This is a genomic window from Actinomadura sp. 1N219 (assembly GCF_044326405.1).
GTDB lineage: Bacteria > Actinomycetota > Actinomycetes > Streptosporangiales > Streptosporangiaceae > Spirillospora.
Genome location: NZ_JBIRAY010000001.1, coordinates 595,002 through 612,452 on the forward strand (window position 1 = coordinate 595,002; position 17,451 = coordinate 612,452).

Annotated in this window: 19 protein-coding genes; 12 read left to right on the forward strand and 7 right to left on the reverse strand. The window is 72.7% G+C overall.

Translation table 11 applies throughout. The features are described 5' to 3' along the window. The first annotated feature begins 38 nt into the window (after positions 1-38). Positions 39-1,571 carry an IclR family transcriptional regulator C-terminal domain-containing protein gene (locus tag ACH35V_RS02685; RefSeq protein WP_395969890.1) on the forward strand — a complete coding sequence of 511 codons (1,533 nt, stop codon included), beginning with the start codon at positions 39-41 and terminating at the stop codon, positions 1,569-1,571. On the opposite strand, the gene ACH35V_RS02690 is transcribed toward ACH35V_RS02685, so the two are convergent. Beyond that, entirely contained in the window at positions 1,543-2,361 is an 819-nt protein-coding gene (locus ACH35V_RS02690) for an IclR family transcriptional regulator (protein WP_395969891.1), read from the reverse strand. The genes ACH35V_RS02685 and ACH35V_RS02690 overlap by 29 nt on opposite strands. Positions 2,362-2,476: 115 nt before the next feature. Between ACH35V_RS02690 and ACH35V_RS02695 the strand changes: the two genes are divergently transcribed. Genes ACH35V_RS02695 through ACH35V_RS02715 form a run of 5 tightly spaced genes read left to right on the forward strand, consistent with a single transcriptional unit; the run spans position 2,477 to position 6,732 of the window. Further along, positions 2,477-3,571 (forward strand): cupin domain-containing protein, encoded by a 1,095-nt coding sequence (locus ACH35V_RS02695; protein ID WP_395969892.1) that lies wholly within the window; start codon positions 2,477-2,479, stop codon positions 3,569-3,571. Positions 3,572-3,620: 49 nt separating this feature from the next. After that, positions 3,621-4,451, forward strand: a complete 831-nt coding sequence (locus ACH35V_RS02700) for a fumarylacetoacetate hydrolase family protein (protein ID WP_395969893.1) — start codon at positions 3,621-3,623, stop codon at positions 4,449-4,451. Then, a complete protein-coding gene (locus tag ACH35V_RS02705) occupies positions 4,448-5,038 on the forward strand; it encodes a maleylpyruvate isomerase family mycothiol-dependent enzyme (RefSeq protein WP_395969894.1) in 591 nt (196 codons plus the stop codon). The genes ACH35V_RS02700 and ACH35V_RS02705 overlap by 4 nt, the downstream gene beginning before the upstream one ends. 12 nt (positions 5,039-5,050) lie before the next feature. Further along, positions 5,051-6,235: an FAD-dependent oxidoreductase gene (locus tag ACH35V_RS02710; RefSeq protein ID WP_395969895.1), complete on the forward strand. Its 1,185-nt coding sequence runs from the start codon at positions 5,051-5,053 to the stop codon at positions 6,233-6,235. A gap of 44 nt (positions 6,236-6,279) precedes the next feature. Further along, positions 6,280-6,732 (forward strand): SgcJ/EcaC family oxidoreductase, encoded by a 453-nt coding sequence (locus ACH35V_RS02715; RefSeq protein ID WP_395969896.1) that lies wholly within the window; start codon positions 6,280-6,282, stop codon positions 6,730-6,732. A gap of 55 nt (positions 6,733-6,787) precedes the next feature. Here ACH35V_RS02715 and ACH35V_RS02720 read toward each other — a convergent pair whose 3' ends face one another. Continuing rightward, positions 6,788-7,858, reverse strand: a complete 1,071-nt coding sequence (locus tag ACH35V_RS02720; protein ID WP_395969897.1) for a S1 family peptidase — start codon at positions 7,856-7,858, stop codon at positions 6,788-6,790. A 229-nt stretch (positions 7,859-8,087) separates the two neighbouring features. Continuing rightward, a complete protein-coding gene (locus ACH35V_RS02725) occupies positions 8,088-9,161 on the reverse strand; it encodes an amidohydrolase family protein (RefSeq protein ID WP_395969898.1) in 1,074 nt (357 codons plus the stop codon). A gap of 94 nt (positions 9,162-9,255) precedes the next feature. Here ACH35V_RS02725 and ACH35V_RS02730 point away from each other — a divergent pair, with 94 nt between their 5' ends. Further along, the gene (locus tag ACH35V_RS02730; protein ID WP_395969899.1) at positions 9,256-9,738 is read left to right on the forward strand and encodes a MarR family winged helix-turn-helix transcriptional regulator; all 483 of its coding nucleotides are present in this window, start codon (positions 9,256-9,258) and stop codon (positions 9,736-9,738) included. Positions 9,739-9,835: 97 nt separating this feature from the next. Continuing rightward, positions 9,836-10,264, forward strand: a complete 429-nt coding sequence (locus ACH35V_RS02735; protein ID WP_395969900.1) for a hypothetical protein — start codon at positions 9,836-9,838, stop codon at positions 10,262-10,264. Between the two features lie 56 nt (positions 10,265-10,320). Here ACH35V_RS02735 and ACH35V_RS02740 read toward each other — a convergent pair whose 3' ends face one another. From ACH35V_RS02740 to ACH35V_RS02750, 3 genes are read right to left on the reverse strand one after another with little or no spacing between them, the layout of a single operon-like run. Next, positions 10,321-11,565 carry an RNA polymerase sigma factor gene (locus ACH35V_RS02740; RefSeq protein ID WP_395969901.1) on the reverse strand — a complete coding sequence of 415 codons (1,245 nt, stop codon included), beginning with the start codon at positions 11,563-11,565 and terminating at the stop codon, positions 10,321-10,323. Further along, positions 11,565-11,903, reverse strand: coding sequence for a YciI family protein (locus tag ACH35V_RS02745; RefSeq protein ID WP_395969902.1), 339 nt, complete (start codon positions 11,901-11,903; stop codon positions 11,565-11,567). Before ACH35V_RS02745 ends, ACH35V_RS02740 begins: the two co-directional genes overlap by 1 nt. Positions 11,904-11,937: 34 nt before the next feature. Continuing rightward, positions 11,938-12,339, reverse strand: a complete 402-nt coding sequence (locus ACH35V_RS02750; RefSeq protein WP_395969903.1) for a VOC family protein — start codon at positions 12,337-12,339, stop codon at positions 11,938-11,940. 189 nt (positions 12,340-12,528) lie between these two features. Here ACH35V_RS02750 and ACH35V_RS02755 point away from each other — a divergent pair, with 189 nt between their 5' ends. Next, the gene (locus ACH35V_RS02755; RefSeq protein WP_395969904.1) at positions 12,529-12,825 is read left to right on the forward strand and encodes a hypothetical protein; all 297 of its coding nucleotides are present in this window, start codon (positions 12,529-12,531) and stop codon (positions 12,823-12,825) included. Here the strand turns inward: ACH35V_RS02755 and ACH35V_RS02760 are convergent. Continuing rightward, on the reverse strand, positions 12,753-13,118 hold the full coding sequence (locus tag ACH35V_RS02760; RefSeq protein ID WP_395969905.1) for an ArsR/SmtB family transcription factor: 366 nt from the start codon (positions 13,116-13,118) through the stop codon (positions 12,753-12,755). The two genes, ACH35V_RS02755 and ACH35V_RS02760, sit on opposite strands and share 73 nt — an antisense overlap. A 91-nt stretch (positions 13,119-13,209) precedes the next feature. Here ACH35V_RS02760 and ACH35V_RS02765 point away from each other — a divergent pair, with 91 nt between their 5' ends. The 3 genes from ACH35V_RS02765 (at position 13,210) to ACH35V_RS02775 (ending at position 17,447) form a co-directional block, all read left to right on the forward strand. Beyond that, the gene (locus ACH35V_RS02765; RefSeq protein ID WP_395969906.1) at positions 13,210-14,811 is read left to right on the forward strand and encodes an FAD-dependent oxidoreductase; all 1,602 of its coding nucleotides are present in this window, start codon (positions 13,210-13,212) and stop codon (positions 14,809-14,811) included. A 24-nt stretch (positions 14,812-14,835) separates the two neighbouring features. Further along, complete coding sequence (locus tag ACH35V_RS02770; protein ID WP_395969907.1) at positions 14,836-16,083, forward strand: MFS transporter; 1,248 nt, start codon at positions 14,836-14,838, stop codon at positions 16,081-16,083. A 77-nt stretch (positions 16,084-16,160) separates the two neighbouring features. Next, a complete protein-coding gene (locus ACH35V_RS02775) occupies positions 16,161-17,447 on the forward strand; it encodes an MFS transporter (RefSeq protein WP_395969908.1) in 1,287 nt (428 codons plus the stop codon). Positions 17,448-17,451: the final 4 nt, after the last annotated feature.

Here is a 17,451-nt window from a genome sequence, read left to right on the forward strand (position 1 = left end):
AGTGTCGGCGGTCGTCCGGGCGATGTCAAGGAGGGGTGATGCGGGACGCCGATCCGGTCGGGCCGCTGAAGCGCGGCCTGGAGATCATGGAGGTCGTCGGGCGCGCCGGCGGGCCGCTGCGTCCGGCCGACCTTGTCGCGGAGACCGGGCTGGCCCGCTCCACGGTCGACCGCGCGCTGAGCACGCTTACCGAGACCGGATACCTGCGCTGGAAGGGCCGCGACGTCGTCGCGACGCCCCGGACGATGGACGTCGGCAACCTCTACCTGTCCGGCCTCGACCCCGAAGGCGCCCTGGCCGGACGGGTCGCGCGGCTCGCCGACGACCTGGACGAGTCGGTCGTGCTCGCCGTGCCCGACCGGGACGGCGGCCGGGTCGGCGGCCGGGACGACGTCCGCGACGACGTCCGCGACGACGGCCGGGGCGGCGTCCGGGGCGGCGTCCGGGGCGGCGTCCGCATCGTCGGGCAGTCGCGGCCCCGCGGGTCCCTGGCGATCGTGTTCAAGGTCGGTGACCTGCTGCGATTCCCGTTCAACCCGTCCGGGTGGGAGCTGGACGACGAGTTCCTTGAGCCGGGGCTCGTCGCCGTCGCGGTGCCCGTCCAGGCGGCCGTGGGGCCGTTCGCGCTGATCGTCGTCAGCCACGCGAGCCGCCACTCGGCCGCGTCCCTACAGGCGCATGCGCGGACGTCTCTAACGGCGTGCGTCGCCGAGTTGGAGCAGGTCGCGGCCCACCCGCCGCATCCGGACGAGGCGAGAACGCCCGGCGCGAACGGCCACCTGAAGGCCCGGCTGGGAGCGGAGTTCCTCCAGTCGCTCGATCGCGGCCTGGCCGTCCTGCACGCCATCGGCACCAGAGCCGAAGGAAGGACGATCTCCGAGGTCGCCGCCCTCACGGGCCAGGCCCGCGCCACCGCCCGCCGCGCGCTTCTGTCGCTGACCGTCCTCGGGTACGCGCGCGAGAGCGAAGGCCGGTTCGCGCTGCTGCCGCGCGTCCTGGACCTCGGATACCGGCAGGTGAGCGGGCTGACGTTCGAGGAGCTGGCCCGCCCGCATCTGCGCGATCTCGTGGTGCGCGTCCATGACTCGGCGTCCGTCGTGGTGCTGGACGGCGCTGACATCCGCTACGTCGCCCGCGCCCAGGCGTCCCGGATCATGCGGGTCGAGATCACCATCGGCACCCGCTTCCCCGCCTACGCCACCGCGATGGGACGCGTCCTGCTGGCCGGGCTGCCGGGACCCGAGGCGTCCGACCTGATCGTCCGCTCCGACCGCCGGGCCTTGACCGGCCGGACGCTGACCGGCGCCGACGACCTGCGCCGGGAGGTCGCCACGGCGCGGCAGGACGGGTACGCCGTCGTCGACCAGGAGCTGGAGACGGGCCTGAGGTCCATCGCGGTCCCGATCCACGCGTCCGGACGGGTCGTCGCCGCGCTCAACATCGCCGCCCCCGCCGCCCGCGAACCGGTCGAGCAGATGCGCGAACGCCTCCTCCCCGAGCTGCGCGCCACCGCCCGCGCACTGGAGGCCGACGTGGCGGCGTTCACCCGCCACCAGCCCCTTCCCCTCTAGTTCCGACGGAGTCGGATCGGGGGGCGTGGGGGGTCGTCCCCCCTTGGAAAGCGCTGACCGCCAGGGCGGTCTCGATGCGCTGGGCGGTCGCGGACAGCGCGCCGACCCAGCCGGGCAGGCGGTCGCGGTCGAACCGGGCGGTCGGCAGCGCGATGGACAGCCCGGCCAGCGGGACTCCCGACCGGTCCCTGACCGCGACGCCGACGGCGGTCAGCCCGGTCTCGGTGAGCTGGTCGTTGATGGCGAAACCGCGCTCGCGCACCAGCGCCAGCTCCCGCCGCAGCCGTCCGGCGTCGATCTCGGGCGAGTCGCCGTAGCGGGCCGTCACGTCCGCCGGGTCGAGGGCGGCGAGCATGGCCCTGCCGCCGGACGTCCGGTGCGCGGGCAGCGAGACGCCCGTGCGGTCGCCGACCCGCAGGATCTGGTCGGACTCGGCGGTGACGATGAAGCGCACCTCCGTCCCGGCGAGCACCGCGAGGTTGGCGGACTCGCCGGTCCGCTCCACCAGCGACCGCAGCGGGCCGCCGGACACCGCGCGCAGCAGCGCGACGGGCGCGCCGGACGGCTCCGCGGGTCGCAGCACCTTTCCCGGGCCGTACCGCCGGTCCGGGCCCTGCTCGGCGAAGTCCCGGTAGACGAGCATCGCCAGCAGCCGGTGCGCGGTCGACGCCGCGACCCCGAGCCGCTCCGCCGCGTCGGTGACCCGCATCGGGCCCTCCTGCTGGAGCAGCGCGGCGAGGCGCAGCGCGTGGTCCACGGAGCTGAGGGCGTACGGCGGCTTATTCCTCATAGAAGAAAGAGCTTATCTGCTATCTGGAAATGTCGGCATTCTGGGGACAGACAGGAGACAGGAGACAGGCAGGTGGGCGCGCACCGTCCGTCCACCCCCGCACGAAGGGCGCATCATGACCCTCAGCATCGTCGCGACCGATGGCGACGACCAGCCCGCGCGCACGCCGGAGCTGGAGGCGCTGTACCGCGGTTTCGAGGCCGAGCTGCTCGTCCCGCTGTGGACCGAGATCGGCGACCTGATGCCGCCGTCCCCGCGGTCGAAGGCGCTGCCGCACCTGTGGCGGTGGGACGCGCTGCTCCCGATGGCCGAGCGGGCGGGGGAGCTGGTCCCGGTCGGGCGCGGCGGCGAGCGCCGGGCGATCGCGCTGGCCAACCCCGGGCTCGGCGGCAGGCCGTTCGCCACGCCGACGCTGTGGGCCGCGATCCAGTACCTCAACCCGGGCGAGGACGCCCCCGTCCACCGGCACACGCAGAACGCGTTCCGGTTCGTCGTCGAGGGCGAGGGCGTGTGGACGGTCGTCGACGGCGACCCCGTCGCCATGCGCCGCGGCGACTTCCTCCCGCAGGCCGGCTGGCACTGGCACGGCCACCACAACGTCACCGACCGTCCGATGGCGTGGATCGACGGGCTCGACATCCCGTTCCAGTACTTCGCCGAGTCGACGTTCTTCGAGCCGGGCCCGGACGAGGTCGAGACGCGCGACGCCCCCGAACGGTCGCGGTCGGAACGGCTGTGGGGACATCCCGGCCTCCGCCCGCTCACCCACCTGGAGCCGACACCGGCGACCCCGCTGCTGGCCTACCGGTGGGAGCACACCGACCGCGCGCTGTCCGAGCAGCTCGCGCTGGAGGCGGAAGGGCATCGGGCCACGGTGGAGCCGGGGCACGCCGCCGTCCGGTACACCAACCCCACGACCGGCGGCGACGTCATGCCGACCCTCCGCACCGAGTTCCACCGGCTGGCGCCCGGCACGGCCACGGCGGCGTCCCGCGAGGTCGGCTCGTCCGTCTACCAGGTGTTCGACGGCACCGGGCACGTCACGGTCGGGGACCACGGCTGGACGGTGGAGCGCGGCGACCTGTTCGCCGTCCCGTCGTGGCAGCCGATGGCGGTCGCGACCGAGCACGGCCTGGACCTCTTCCGGTTCAGCGACACCCCGATCTTCGAGCGGCTGCACCAGCACCGCGTCCAGACCGACCGCCCGTAACCAGACTGACCGCCCGTAACCAGACCGACCCCGACCAGGAGAACGATCAGTGAAGCTCGCCACCATCCGCACGGACGGCGGAACCCGCGCCGCCCGCCTCAGCCCTGACGGCGCCGTCCTCCTCGACGACCCCGACGTCGGCAGGCTCCTCGGACGCGACGGCTGGGCCGGTGTGGCGGCGTCCGCGCACGGGGAGGCCCGTCCTGTGGACGACGCCGACCTCGCGCCCGTCGTGCCCCGTCCGGGCAAGATCCTCTGCGTCGGGCTCAACTACCGCAGCCACATCCTGGAGATGGGACGGGACCTGCCCGAGCATCCGACGCTGTTCGCCAAGTTCGCCGAGGCGCTCATCGGCCCGCGGGACGGCATCCAGCTCGCGCCCGAGTCGTCCGCCGTCGACTGGGAGGCGGAGCTGGCGCTGGTCGTCGGCCGGACGGTGCGGCGCGCGTCCGAGGCGGAGGCCGAGGCCGCGATCGCCGGGTTCACCGTCATGAACGACGTCACCATGCGCGACTGGCAGTTCCGCACCAAGGAATGGCTCCAGGGCAAGACGTTCGAGGGGACGACGCCGCTCGGGCCCGTCCTCGTCACGCCGGACGAGCTGCCCGGCGGCGCCCGTCCCGCGCTGACGATGACCTGCCGCGTGGACGGCGCCGTCGTGCAGAAGGCCGACACGTCCGACCTGGTGTTCGATCCGGTGGCGCTGGTGCGGTACGCGTCCACGATCCTCACGCTGCGGCCGGGCGACGTCATCGCGACCGGCACGCCCGGCGGCGTCGGCCACGCCCGCAAGCCGCCCCGCTACCTGTCGGACGGAATGACCGTGGTCACGGAGATCGAGGGCATCGGACGCCTGGAGAACACGGCGAGGATGCCATGAGCGGCCCCCGAACCTGGATGGACGACGGCACCGCGCTGTTCCTGGGCGCCGTCGACCGCCTCACCGACGCCGAGTTCTCTGCGCCGACCGCCCTGGACGGCTGGACGCGACGTCACGTCATCGCCCACGTCCACGGCAACGCCGAGGCACTCCGCAGGCTGCTGACCTGGGCCGCGACCGGCGACGAGAACCGGATGTACGCCGACGCCGGCCAGCGCGCCAGGGAGATCGAGGAGCTGTCGGCGCTGCCCGCGAGCGAGCTGCGGACCCTCGTCCACGGCTCCGCGATTGCCCTCGCCGCCGACATGGACGCCCTCCCGCGGGACGCCTGGGACGCCCTCGTGATCACCGCGCAGGGACGGACCGTCCCCGCCCGGGAGATCCCGTTCATGCGCGCCCGCGAGGTGTGCGTCCACGCCGTCGACCTGGACCGCGGCGTGACCTTCGCCGACCTGCCCCGCGACTTCACCACCGCCCTGGCCGCCGACGCCGCCGCCAGGCACGCGACCAGGGGCGACGCCTCCGCCCTGGCCGCGTGGCTGACCGGACGCGCCGACCGCCCGCCCGCGCTCGGCCCCTGGCTCTGAAGGGAAGCCCGCATGAACTCAGCATTCGATCCCGTCGATGTCGTGGTGGCGGGAGGCGGCATCGGGGGGCTGGCCACGGCGTACGCGCTGGCGCGCTCCGGCCGCTCGGTCCGCGTCCTCGAACGGGAGCCGGAGTTCGCCGAGGTCGGCGCCGGTCTCCAGATGGCGCCGAACGCCACCCGCGTCCTGGCGGACTGGGGCCTGCTCGACGAGGTCCTCGACGCCGGGGTGGCCCCGCGCCGCCTGCGGTTCAGGGACGTCCTGGACGGCGGCGACCTGACCCACCTGGACCTCGACGACGGGTTCGTCCGCCGCTACGGCGCGCCGTACGTCGTCATCCACCGCAGCGACCTGCTCGCGATCCTGACCCGCGCGTGCGAGCGGGCCGGCGTGACGCTGGTGGCGGACTGCGACGTCCAGGACGTCACCACTGAGCCGGACGGCGTGACCGTCCACAGCGCCCTAGGCGATCACCTCGGCCAGCTCGCGGTCGCCGCGGACGGCCTCCGCTCCACCCTCCGCGCCAGGTTCAGCGACGACGAGCCGATCTGCTCCGGCTACGTCGCCTATCGAGGCGCGTTCCCCGTGGCCGACCTCGACACCCGCCTCGACCGGGACGCCCTCCAGGACGTCGTCTGCTACATCGGCCCCGGCTGCCACCTGGTGCAGTACCCGCTCCGCCGAGGCGAGATCTTCAACACCGTCGCCGTCTTCGAATCCCCCGCCTACCAGCGCGGAGAGGAGGACTGGGGCGGCCCGGACGAACTCGACGCGGTCTTCTCCGGGGCGTGCCGGGAGGTGCGCGACGGCCTCGGCTCCCTCTGGCGCGACCGCCGCTGGGCGATGTACGACCGGCTGCCGATCCCGAACTGGGCAGACGGACGGCTCGTCCTGACCGGCGACGCCGCGCACCCCATGCTGCAGTACCTGGCGCAGGGCGCCTGCCAGGCGATCGAGGACGCCGCCTGCCTCGCCGCCGAGCTGGGAGGCGGGGCCTCGCCCGACTGGGGCGGCGCGGTCAAACGGTACGCGGCCGAACGCACCGGGCGGACGGCCCGCGTCCAGGCCAACGCCCGGCTCTGGGGCGACATCTGGCACGTGGACGGCGTCGCCAGGCTCCTCCGCAACGAGCTGTTCCGGCAGCGCGACCCCCGCGACTACCGGCACATCGACTGGCTCTACGCCCGACGCGCCTGACGCCTCTTGACCTCAAGTCGACTTGACGTCCGAGACTGGCGACCATGAGCACAACGGAGATCGACGCCCGAGCACGCGAGACCGAGATCGACGCGATCAAGCAGGTCGTCGCCGTGGTCGAACACGCGCAGAACAACGAGCTCCCCGACGAGTTCCTCGGCCTGTTCCGTCCCGACGCGATCTGGACGACGGGCGCCGGAAAGCGCCTCTACGGCCTCGACGAGATCTCGGCGTTCACGCGCCAGGTGCTCCCCGGCGGGATGCGGGGCATGACGGTGACGTTCGAGCTGGAGCACGTGCTGTTCATCCGTCCGGACGTCGCCGCCGTCAAGGTGCGGCAGATCTACCAGACCCCCGACGGGCCGGACATCGGTTCTCCGCTGTGGGTCATGACGAAGGAGGACGGGCACTGGCGCCTGACCGCCTGCCAGAACACAGGGGTTTCGGACGAAGAGGTGGGCTCGGCGAATCGTCCTATCTTCGGCTCCGGCGAGTGAGCGGAGACGCACGTGGGGCCCCCGGCGAACCGGGAGCCCCATGTGAACGGAACGATCAGCCCTGCTTCAGGGTCGCGCCCTGAGCCTGCAGTGCCTCGTCGAGTGGCTGGAAGAACGACTCGAAGCCGGAGCTGCTGCAGCTCGAGCTGCTGATGCCCGAGGTGATGGCGATGGCGACGGCGCCGCCCTGGAGCGAGCCGCCGCTGTCACCGGGCTGGGCGCAGGCGCTGGTCGCGACGAGCTGCGTGACCGCACCCTGCTGGTAGTTGACGGTGCGGTCGTAGCCGCGGATGGTCCCGGACGTCGTGCCCGTCGTGGAGCCCTTCTTCTGGATCTGGCTGCCGACCGCCGGACGGCCGACCTCGGTGAGGTTGGCGTTCGTCAGCTGCACCTGGCCGGAGCTGCGGAGCGACCCGTAGTCGTTGCCCGGGAAGCTGTTGAGCTGCCGGGTGCCGACCGTCTGGCCACCGGCGGTGGTCCAGGTCGCGCCGATGGCGGTGCAGTGCCCGGCGGTCATGACGTACTCGGTGCCGCTGGCGGTGCCGATCGCCGACACCGAGCAGCGCGAGCCGCTGGTGTGGATCGCGTCGCCGGGGCCGAGCGCCAGCTGCGGCGACCCGTCCACGCGCTGGATCCGGACGGCTTCGCTCATCGCCTTGGCGCGCTTCACGAACGCCGTGGTGGCGGCGTCGTTGTCGGCCTTCGGGACGGTGACGACGACGGAGTTCGTCATGACGTCGAGGCCCCAGGTCAGGCCAGTGGCGGCGGCGGTGCCGGCGTACCGGTCGAGGTTGGTCTTGGCGGCCGTCAGCGGCTTGATGCCGTGCTTGACGATGCGGGGCTTGGCGCCCGCGGCCTTGACCTGCTCGGCGGCGGCGGCGTTGGTGACGTTGATGACGAGGTTGCCCGCGCCGTCGACGTAGGAGCCCGCGTGCTGGGAGCCGAGCCGGCCGGTCACCTTGTTGGCCAGCGCCGTCTGCGGGATGTGGGCGAGCTTGACGATGTTCGTGTTCGCGGGGGTGGCCTGGGCCGTCGCGGGGACGGCTCCGAGCGCGGGGAGCGTGATCAGCGCCGCGGCACTCAAAAGTGGGGGTACCACGCGTTTGAGGTGCGATCCACGGTTCACTCTGGTCCACCTTTCACCGCCGTTTCGCCTGTAGGCGAAGGCGGCATCTCGGGGGTTGGCGGGGGGCAGAGCCTCGGTCACGTGAACGGCTGGTATGACCCTGGTGACTAAGGCGATGCGTGGCAGCAACGTACTTCGGTGAGGTGTCAACGACCAGATTTCAAGCCGTAACTGAAATTTCAGTACGTCCTGAAATGGCCACGACCTGGGATTGCCGCCCGGCGCCGGTTCAGCCGCCGACGCGTGCGGCGAGGCGCGGGAACAGGCGCAGGGCGTTCCCCCGGCTGATCGCGCGATGCGCGCGCCCGTTCAGGCCGGGGTCGCGGTCGAATTCGGCGGTGTTGACGGCGACCTCCCGCGCCGAGTTGGCGGGCCAGTCGGTGCCGAAGAGCACGCGGTCGGCCCCGGCCGCGCCGAGCAGGGACGGCGTGGCGTACGGCGACGTCGGCAGCGCCGTGTCGTAGTGGAAGCGGCGCAGCGCGGGACGGATCTTGGCCGGGTCGGGGCCTCCGTCCTCCCGGCCCCAGCGCTCGGCGCGTCCGGCCATGTAGGGCAGGAACCCGCCGCCGTGGGACAGGATGATCGACACGTGCGGGTAGCGCTCCAGGGTCCCGGCGGCGATGAGGCTGAGCGCGGTGCGGGTGGTGTCGAGCAGGAAGTCGCCGAGCCAGTCGCCGACGCCCGGCACCTCGACGATCCCCTTCGGCGCGACCGGATGGGTGAACACGACCGCCCGGCGCCGGTTCAGCTCGGCGAACAGCGGCTCGAACATCCGGTGGCCGAGGTAGTGCCCGTCGGCCGAGGTGTTGAGGAGGACGCCGTCCGCGCCGAGCTCGTCCAGCGCGTGGGCGGCCTGCCGGAGGGCGAGGTCCGGGTGGAGCATCGCCACGTTGGCGAAGAAGCCGAACCGGGCGGGGTTGTCGCGCACCAGCTCGGCGAGCGACTCGTTGCACACCCGCACGCCCGAGACGGCGACCTCGCGGTCCTGGAACACCTCGGCGGGGGCGGGCGCGGAGGCGACGCCCACGGCGATGCCGTTGGCGTCCATGGTCTGGAGGGTCTCCTTGAGCGTCCACTGGGCCCAGCTCGGGCCGCCCGTCGGCGGGATCATGCCCAGGTCGACCAGCCATTTCCGCATCTTGGGCGGGACGGCGTGGTGGTGGACGTCGATCCTGCCGCGCGCGGTCCGCGGGCCGGCCGCGGCGGTCGCGTCGGTCCCGGCGGTCGCGCTCGCCGGTACGGCGGCCAGGGCGGCGGTGAGGCCGGACACCTGAAGTGCACGTCGGCGGGTCATCTCGGGCATGCGCGTCTCCTGTCGGTCGTTGTGGCGCCGCCCACTTCAGACCTCGCGAGAAAGTCTCAGATGAGACTATATCAGATGGGCCTACGATGGCCCCATGCCCGATGACCTGGTCGCACGGATCCTGGCCGAGGACGGCGACGCCGCCCTCCGGCACGTCGGGCTCGGCATGCTGCTGGCCACCGCGCACAACCAGAGCCGGGACGTCATGAACGACGAGCTGCGCCCGCTCGACGTCGACGTCCGCGGGCTCTCCATGCTGCTCGCGCTGGAGCTGTACGGGCCGTCCAGCCAGCGGCGCCTCATCGACCTGTCGGGCATCGACAAGTCCACGATGGTGCGCATCATCGACGAGCTGGAGGACGGCGGCCTCGTCCGCCGCGAGCGGGCCCCGCAGGACCGGCGCGCCTACTCGATCACCCTGACCCCCGCGGGCGAGCGGACGCTGGCGGGCGCCCGCCGCGTCGCCGCCGACGTCGGCGACCGCCTCTTCGGCTGGCTCCGCCAGGACGACCGCGCCACCCTCGTCACCCTCCTGACCCGCCTGGCCGAGCACGCCGATCGCGGCGCCGCCAAATAACCCAAAAGAATTGGTTAAACGAGTATTGATCTCGGTTTGGGGTTCTTCTTCCGAAGGGAATTGGTGAATGAAGCTGCGCTCGATTTAGGGAGGTTCGATGACGGCCAGGATGACGCATGGTTCTGCATCGGTTCAGGCGGGGGAGCGCCACCGGACGTCCGGGTGGCTGACGTTCGCCGGCACTCTCGCCCTGGTGGTGGGCGCGTTCAACGTCATCGACGGTCTGGTCGCCCTGTTCAAGGACGACTACTACCTGGTCGGCCAGAACCAGATCCTCGTGTTCGACTACACCACCTGGGGATGGATCTGGCTGGTGATGGGCATCATCCAGATCGGCATCGGCGCGGGCATCATGGCAGGCAAGATGTGGGCCCGAGCGGCCGGTGTCGTGCTCGCCGTCCTCGCCGCGATCGGGCATCTCGCCTTTCTCCAGGCGTTCCCGCTCTGGTCGGTGCTCACCATCGCGCTGTGCGTCCTGCTGATCTACGCGCTCTGCGCGCCCCCCGCCGGCGCCATCGGCAGATGACCGGGCGAACCCGTCCGGGCCGCGGAATCGCGTGAGGGCGTCGACAAAGGCGCGATTCAGGGGTTGGTAAGACGTTCTTCCAGAAGGGCCTGCTGGGCCGGATTGGTGGTGAGCGCCAGGGCCTGCCGGTCGGCGGCTTGGGCGGCGTCCGGCTGGTCCAGAGCGCGGAGGAATTCGGCTCGGGTGGCGTGGTAGAGCGGGTAGTGCTCCAGGGTTTTGCGGTCGGCGGGAGTGAGGGCGTCCAGGTCGGCGAGCGCGTTCTGAGGGCCGCCGCGCGGGCCGGGATGGTGGTGCAGGGCGATGGCGCGCTGAAGCCGGTGGACGGGTGACGGCGACAACGCCAGCAGCATGTCGTAGAGGACGACGATCTGCGGCCAGTCGGTGTCCGCCCAGGTGGGGGCCTCGGCATGGCAGGCGACGATGGCGGCCTGCAGCTGGTAGGGGCCCGGACGGCGCAGCGCCGCGGCGCGTTCGATGAGGTGGGTCGCCTCGGTGATGGCGTCGTGGTCCCAGCGGCGGCGGTCCTGGTCGCGGAGCGGGACGAGCCGTCCAGCCGCGGTGAAGCGGGTGCCGGTGCGGGCCTGGTGCAGGCGGATCAGCGCCAGCAGGCCGAGGACCTCGGGCTGCTTCGGCAGGAGCCACGCGAGCTGGGCGGTGAGCCATTCGGCGTCGTCGGCGAGGTCCCGGGCGTGCGGACGGTCCCCGGCCGTCGACAGGTAGCCCTCGTTGAACAGCAGGTAGATGACGGCCAGGACCTGGTTCACGCGGTCGGGCAGGTCGGCGCCGGCCGGAATCCGGTACGGGATGCCCGCCTCGCTGATCTTCCGCTTGGCGCGGGTGATGCGCTGCCCCACGGTCGGCTCCGGGACGAGGAACGCCGCCGCGATCTGCGCGGTCGTCAGCCCGCACACCGCCCGCAGCGTCAGCGCGATCTGCGCGGCCCGCGGCAGCGCTGGATGGCAGCAGGTGAAGATCAGCTTGAGCCGGTCGTCGGGCTCGGCCGGCGCCGGCCAGCGCATCCGGGCCAGCTTGTCGCGGTACAGCTCCTGGCGGCGCAGCACGTCCAGGCCGCGGCGGCGGGCGACGGTCAGCAGCCACGCGTCGGGATGGTCGGGGACGCCGTCGTCCGGCCAGCGCCGCAGCGCGGTCTCGACGGCGTCCTGCACGACGTCCTCGGCGGCGGCGAAGTCGCCCAGCACCCGCACCAGGCACGCCGTCAGCCGGCCCGCGTGCTCGCGCACCACGCGGGCCAGCTCGGCATGCACCTGCTCGGCGTGCGCAGGGTCGGGCGGCTGGTGCATCAGGTGAGGGGGCGGATCTCGACGATCGGGCACGCTGGCCACGCCTTCGCCACGGCGAGCGCCTCGTCCAGGTCGGCGACCTCGATCTCCGCGTAGCCGGACACGACCTCCTTGCCCTCCACGAACGGCCCGTCGGTGACCAGCGCGTCGCCGCCGCCCAGCCGCACCGTCGTCGCCGTCTCGGCGGGACGCAGATGCGCATGGTGCGTGATCACGGCCGAGTGCTCGGCGAACCAGCGTCCGACCGCCTCGAACGCCGCCTCCCGCGCGGGCTCGTCCATCGCCTCCAGCTCGCGCGCGAACTCCTCGGTCTCGACGAACAGCAGGACGTACTTCATCCTCCGCTCCTTCCCTCAAAGGGCCTGGTGGACGCTACTCGGCGGGCAGCGGGCAGTACAGGTCGACGCCGTTGCCGTCCGGGTCGAGGACGACGGCGTACCGCATCCCCCAGAACGCGTCCCACGGCTCCTGGGCGCCGGTGTGGCCGGCGCCGGTCAGCTCGGCGTACTTGGCGTCGACGGCGGCCGGGTCGGCGCACTCGAACGCCAGGTAGGTGCGGGGGTCGCCGGACGGACGGCTCCACCCGTCACGCAGCGTGCCGCCGCGGAACTTCTCGGTGTCGAGCATCAGGTGCAGCCCGTTCGGCAGGTCGCAGCCGGCGTGGTCGGGGTACTGCGCGTCGACCTTGAACTCCAGCCCGAGCCGGGCGTAGAAGCCGATCGCGGCCTCTATGTCGGACACCACGATGTCGATGACGTTCAGCGTCGGGTTCATGACCCGCTCCTCTCGCTTCCACCGGGCGCGTCCGCGTCCGGGAGTGTGCGTCTGCATCCCCTAGACGATCGGGCGGCGGCCGGTTCCGACATCGTCCGGCGTCGATTTCGCGGTGAGGTAGAGTTCTGTCGTCACGGACAGTGATCGTGATCTTACGGATCGGGGCCCGGCGACGCCGAGGAGGGGGCATTGGCCGGATATCGCATCTACCTCGTCGACGGCGCGCGGCGGGACCTGTCGGCGGACCGGTGCAGGCACGCCGGCTCCCGCTACATCTTCGAGCGGGAGAGCGCGTCCGGGGGATGGCAGACCGTCCACGAGGTGGCCGTGGTCGACGTCGCCCAGCTTCAGGACGGCGTCCCCATCGCCGACCACGAGCCCGGCCCGGCGGGCGGCCGTCCGCAGGACGCGGGTCAGGCGGGGGTGAGGGACGGCAGCGCGAACAGGCCCGACAGCCGGGTCAGCGCCTCCGGGACGGCCCAGTAGTACACCCAGGTCCCGCGCCGCTCGCCCTCGATCAGGCCGGCCTGGCGCAGCACCTTCAGATGGTGCGAGATCGTCGGCGCGGTCAGCTCGAACGCGCCGGTCAGGTCGCAGACGCACGCCTCGCCGGCGTCCATCGAGGCGATCATGTTGAGCAGCCGCAGCCGGACGGGATCGGCCAGCGCCTTGAACACCGCCGCCAGCGCGGCCGCCTCCGCCTCGGTCAGCGCCGCGCTGCTCAGCGGCGGGCAGCACACCCGCTCGACGGCGTCCGCGCACTCGCTCTGCTTCGACACCCCTCTAATTTGACACTCATCTATCCAAGATGCAAACTGGCACCTGATTAGACGAACGTCGAAACAGTGTCGAGCGGACCGAGGAGCCATCGTGACCGACACCACCGGGGCGAGCTGCTGCGGCGTCAACGCCTGCTGCACCGGCGCCGAGCAGGCGGCCGACCCCGCGAGCACCGTCGAGCAGGCCAAGGCCGAGGCCGGCTGCGCCTGCCTCACCGAACAGGACGGCGGCAGCGGCGGCGGGAATGACGCGCTGCCGGTCGTGGTGATCGGCGCGGGTCCGGTGGGCCTCGCCGCCGCCTCGCACCTCGCCGAACGCGGCCAGGAATTCCTCGTCCTGGAGGCCGGGCCAGGCGCCGGCGCCGCGATCTCCGAGTGGGGGCACGTCCGGCTGTTCTCGCCCTGGCGGTACAACACCGACGCGGCCGCCCGCCGCCTGCTGGAGCCCACCGGCTGGACGCCGCCGCCCGCCGACCACCTGCCCACCGGCGCCGAACTCGTCCGCGACTACCTCGACCCGCTCGCCCGCGTACCCGCGCTGGCCGGACGGATCCGCACCGGCACCCGCGTGGTCGCCGTCGCCCGCCAGGGCGTGGACGTCACCCGCACCATCGGCCGCGACGAGCGCCCCCTGCTCGTCCGCGCCACCGGCCCGGACGGGACCACCCGCGACATCGCCGCCCGCGCCGTCATCGACGCGTCCGGGACCTGGGGCATCACCAACCCGCTGGGCCACTCCGGCCTGCCCGCCCCCGGCGAGGACGCCGCCGCGCCCTACCTGACCGGCCCGCTGCCCGACGTCCTGGGCCGCGACCGCGCCCGCTTCGCCGGACGCCACACCCTCGTCGTCGGCATGGGCCACTCGGCCGCCAACACCCTGCTCGCCCTCGCCGAGCTGGCCGCCGCCGAGCCCGGCACCCGCATCACCTGGGCGGTGCGCGGCACCTCCGCCGCCCGGCTCTACGGCGGCGGCGACGCCGACGGCCTCCCGGCCCGCGGCGCGCTCGGCACCCGGCTCAAGCAGGCCGTCGAGGCCGGCGCGATCACCCTGGTGCGCGGCTTCACCATCACCGGCTTCGAGGTTCCGGCCGCCGTCGGGCGTCCGTCCGACGAGCCCGTCCAGGTCGCCGGACGGACGCCGGACGGCGAGCACGTCGTCGCGGCCGACGCCGTGGTCGCCGCCACCGGGTTCCGGCCCGACCTGGACATGCTCCGCGAAGTCCGCCTCGACCTCGACCCCGCCACCGAGGCGCCGACGAAGCTGGCCCCGCTGATCGACCCCAACTTCCATTCCTGCGGGACCGTCCCGCCGCACGGCGAACGCCACCTCGCCCAGCCCGAGAGCGGCTTCTACCTGGCCGGGATGAAGAGCTACGGCCGCGCGCCCACCTTCCTTATGGCGACCGGCTACGAGCAGGTCCGCTCGATCGTCGCCGCGCTCGCCGGGGACCGTGAGGCCGCGGACGCCGTCCAGCTCGACCTGCCCGAGACCGGCGTGTGCTCCACCGACCTGGTCACCGACGACCTCCTGCCCGGATCGTCCGCCGGTTCGTCCGCCGGTCAGGACGGCCCCTGCTGCGGTGCCCCGACGTCCGAACCGCTTAGCATCGGATTCGGCGCTCCCGCCGGGGTCGGCTTCGCGACCGGGCTCGTGCACGGCCTCTCCGGCGAGGCCGGACGCCGCGACGCCTGACCGTCCCCGAGCAGCGAAGACCGTATGACCCGTGGAACTCCCGCGTCGGCGGCGGCGGACACCGCCGCCGCCGACGAAGACGGCTCCGTCTCCCGCGTTCCGCTGGTCGCGCTGTGCGTCACCGAGATCACCAGCTGGGGCGTGCTGTACTACGCCTTCGCCGTGCTGGCCCCGGCGATCAGCCGCGACACCGGCTGGTCCACCGGCGCCATCACCGCCGCGTTCTCCGCCGCGCTGATCGTCGCCGCGCTGGGCGGCATCCCCGCCGGACGCCTGCTCGACCGGCGCGGCCCGCGCGCCCTGATGACCGGCGGGTCGGTGCTCGCCGTCCTGGCCGTCCTCGCGCTGGCGGCGGCCCCGAACCTGGCCTGGTTCTGCGCGGCCTGGCTGCTGGCCGGGTTCGCGATGACCGCCGTCCTCTACCAGCCCGCCTTCGCCGCGCTCACCCGCTACTACGCCCCGCGCCACGTCGCCGCCCTCACGACCCTCACGCTGGTCGCCGGGCTGGCCAGCACGGTGTTCGCGCCGCTCACCGACGCATTGACGGCCCACCTTTCGTGGCGCGGCGTGTACCTGGTGCTGGCGGTGGTGCTGGCCGTCGTCACCGTCCCGCTGCACCTGCTCGCCCTGCGCCGCCCCTGGCCGCCGCCGCCCGCCCTCGACGGCCCGCGCCGCGCGGACGGCCGCGTCCACCCTCGCGAGGACGTCGCCGCCACGGTGCGCAGCGCGCCGTTCGTCCTGCTGACCGCCGCGCTCACCCTGTCGGCCTTCACGATGTTCGCGGTGCTGATCAACCTCATCCCGCTGCTGACCTCGCGCGGCGCGGGCAGCAGCACCGCCGCCCTGGCGCTCGGCCTGGGCGGCGTCGGGCAGGTCACCGGACGGCTCGGCTACCGGACGCTGGCCCGCCGCACCAGCGTCCGCGCCCGCACCGTCTGGATCCTGGCGCTGTCGGCCGCCGCCACCACCGGCCTGGCCCTCATCCCCGGCCCGGTGGGACTGCTGATCGCGGTGGCGTTCATGGCGGGGATGACGCGCGGCATCGCCACGCTGCTGCAGGCCACCGCCGTCTCCGACCGCTGGGGCACCGCCGCCTACGGCGCGCTGTCCGGAATCCTCGCCGCCCCGATCACGACCGCCACCGCCCTGGCCCCCTTCGCCGGCGCCGCGCTGGCCGCCGCGCTGGGCGGATATCCCCACATGTTCCTGGTGCTGACCGCGACCGCCGTCCTCGCCGCACTGCTCGCGATCGGCACCGCACCGCCGAAGTGATCCACAGGCCCTGTGCTACCTTGTGGCCCACCTAGATCTTCCAAACTTGCCGAGGGTACGGGATCCGTGGACTCGCAATGGAGAAACCCCTCGTTGTAAGGGCGTCCCCCGCCGAGCCCCCTTCGACATTCAAGCCGTTGTCCTTTTCGTGGGTGCTGGCGCTGTTCACCGTCACCCTCGGAATGTGGATCGGGCTTCTCGCGTCCGCGCAGGTTCTGCTGCCCAGCCAGATCGAGGTGATCGACCCGAATCGAAAGGTCTGGGCGCTGGGCGCGGTCACGGCCGCCGGAGCCGTGGCGGCGGTGCTGGCCGGGCCCCTTGTGGGCGCGCTTTCCGATCGGACCAGATGGCGGTACGGAAAACGCCGTTCCTGGGTGATCGCCGGCACCGTGTTCTGCGCGCTGGCCCTTCTCGCGCTGCCCTGGCAATCGTCGGTCATCGCGGTCGGCGTCTGCTGGACGATCGTCCACGGCGGCGTCGGCGGCATTTCCGCGGCGTTGTGGGCGGTGGTCCCGGATCGCGTGCCCGTCGACCGGCGCGGGACGGTGTTCGCCATCGTCGGATTCGCGCAGCCGCTCGGGCTGGTGTTCGGGACGCTGCTGGTGTCCGGCGTCTCATTCCACGCCGGTTATCCGCTCGTCGCCGTCCTGGTCGGGCTGCTCGCCCTGCCGTACGCGTTCATCGGACGGGACGTCCCCATCCCGGAACACCGCCCTGACCAGCCTGAACAGCCCGACCAGGCGATCCGGTCGGCGAAGCCGCGGACATCGGCGCCGCGGCGGCTGCTCGCCGGCGCGAAGGCGCTGGGCCCGGATTTCGCCTGGGCCTGGGGCGGGCGATTCATGGCCCAGTTCGCGACGTCGCTGGCGACCGTTTACCTGCTGTACTTTCTCCGCGACGAGATCAGGCTGGACGACCCGGCGCAGGGAGTGGCCGTCCTCAGTCTGATGTTCACCGCCGGAATCATCGTGGTCGGCCTTCTGGTCGGGCGCGCGTCCGACCGGGTCGGACGGCGCAAGATCTTCGTGATCATCGCCGCATTGCTGATGGCCGGGGGCCTGGCGGGAATGGCGCTGGTCTCCACGTGGCCGGTCGCCGTTGTCGCCGCCGCCGCGCTCGGCGGCGGATATGGCGCCTACCTCGCCGTCGATCAGGCGCTCGTCACGCAAATCCTGCGGAGCGACAGCGACCGGGGAAAGGACCTCGGAGTGATGAACATGGCGGGCAGCGGCGCGGTCGCGGTCGCCCCGCTCGTCGCCGCCGGCGGAGTCGACCTCGGCGGCTACACGCTGCTGTTCCTCCTCGCGGGCGCCATGGCAGTATTGGGCGGACTCCTCATCCAGCCGATCAAATCAGTTCCCTGAAAAG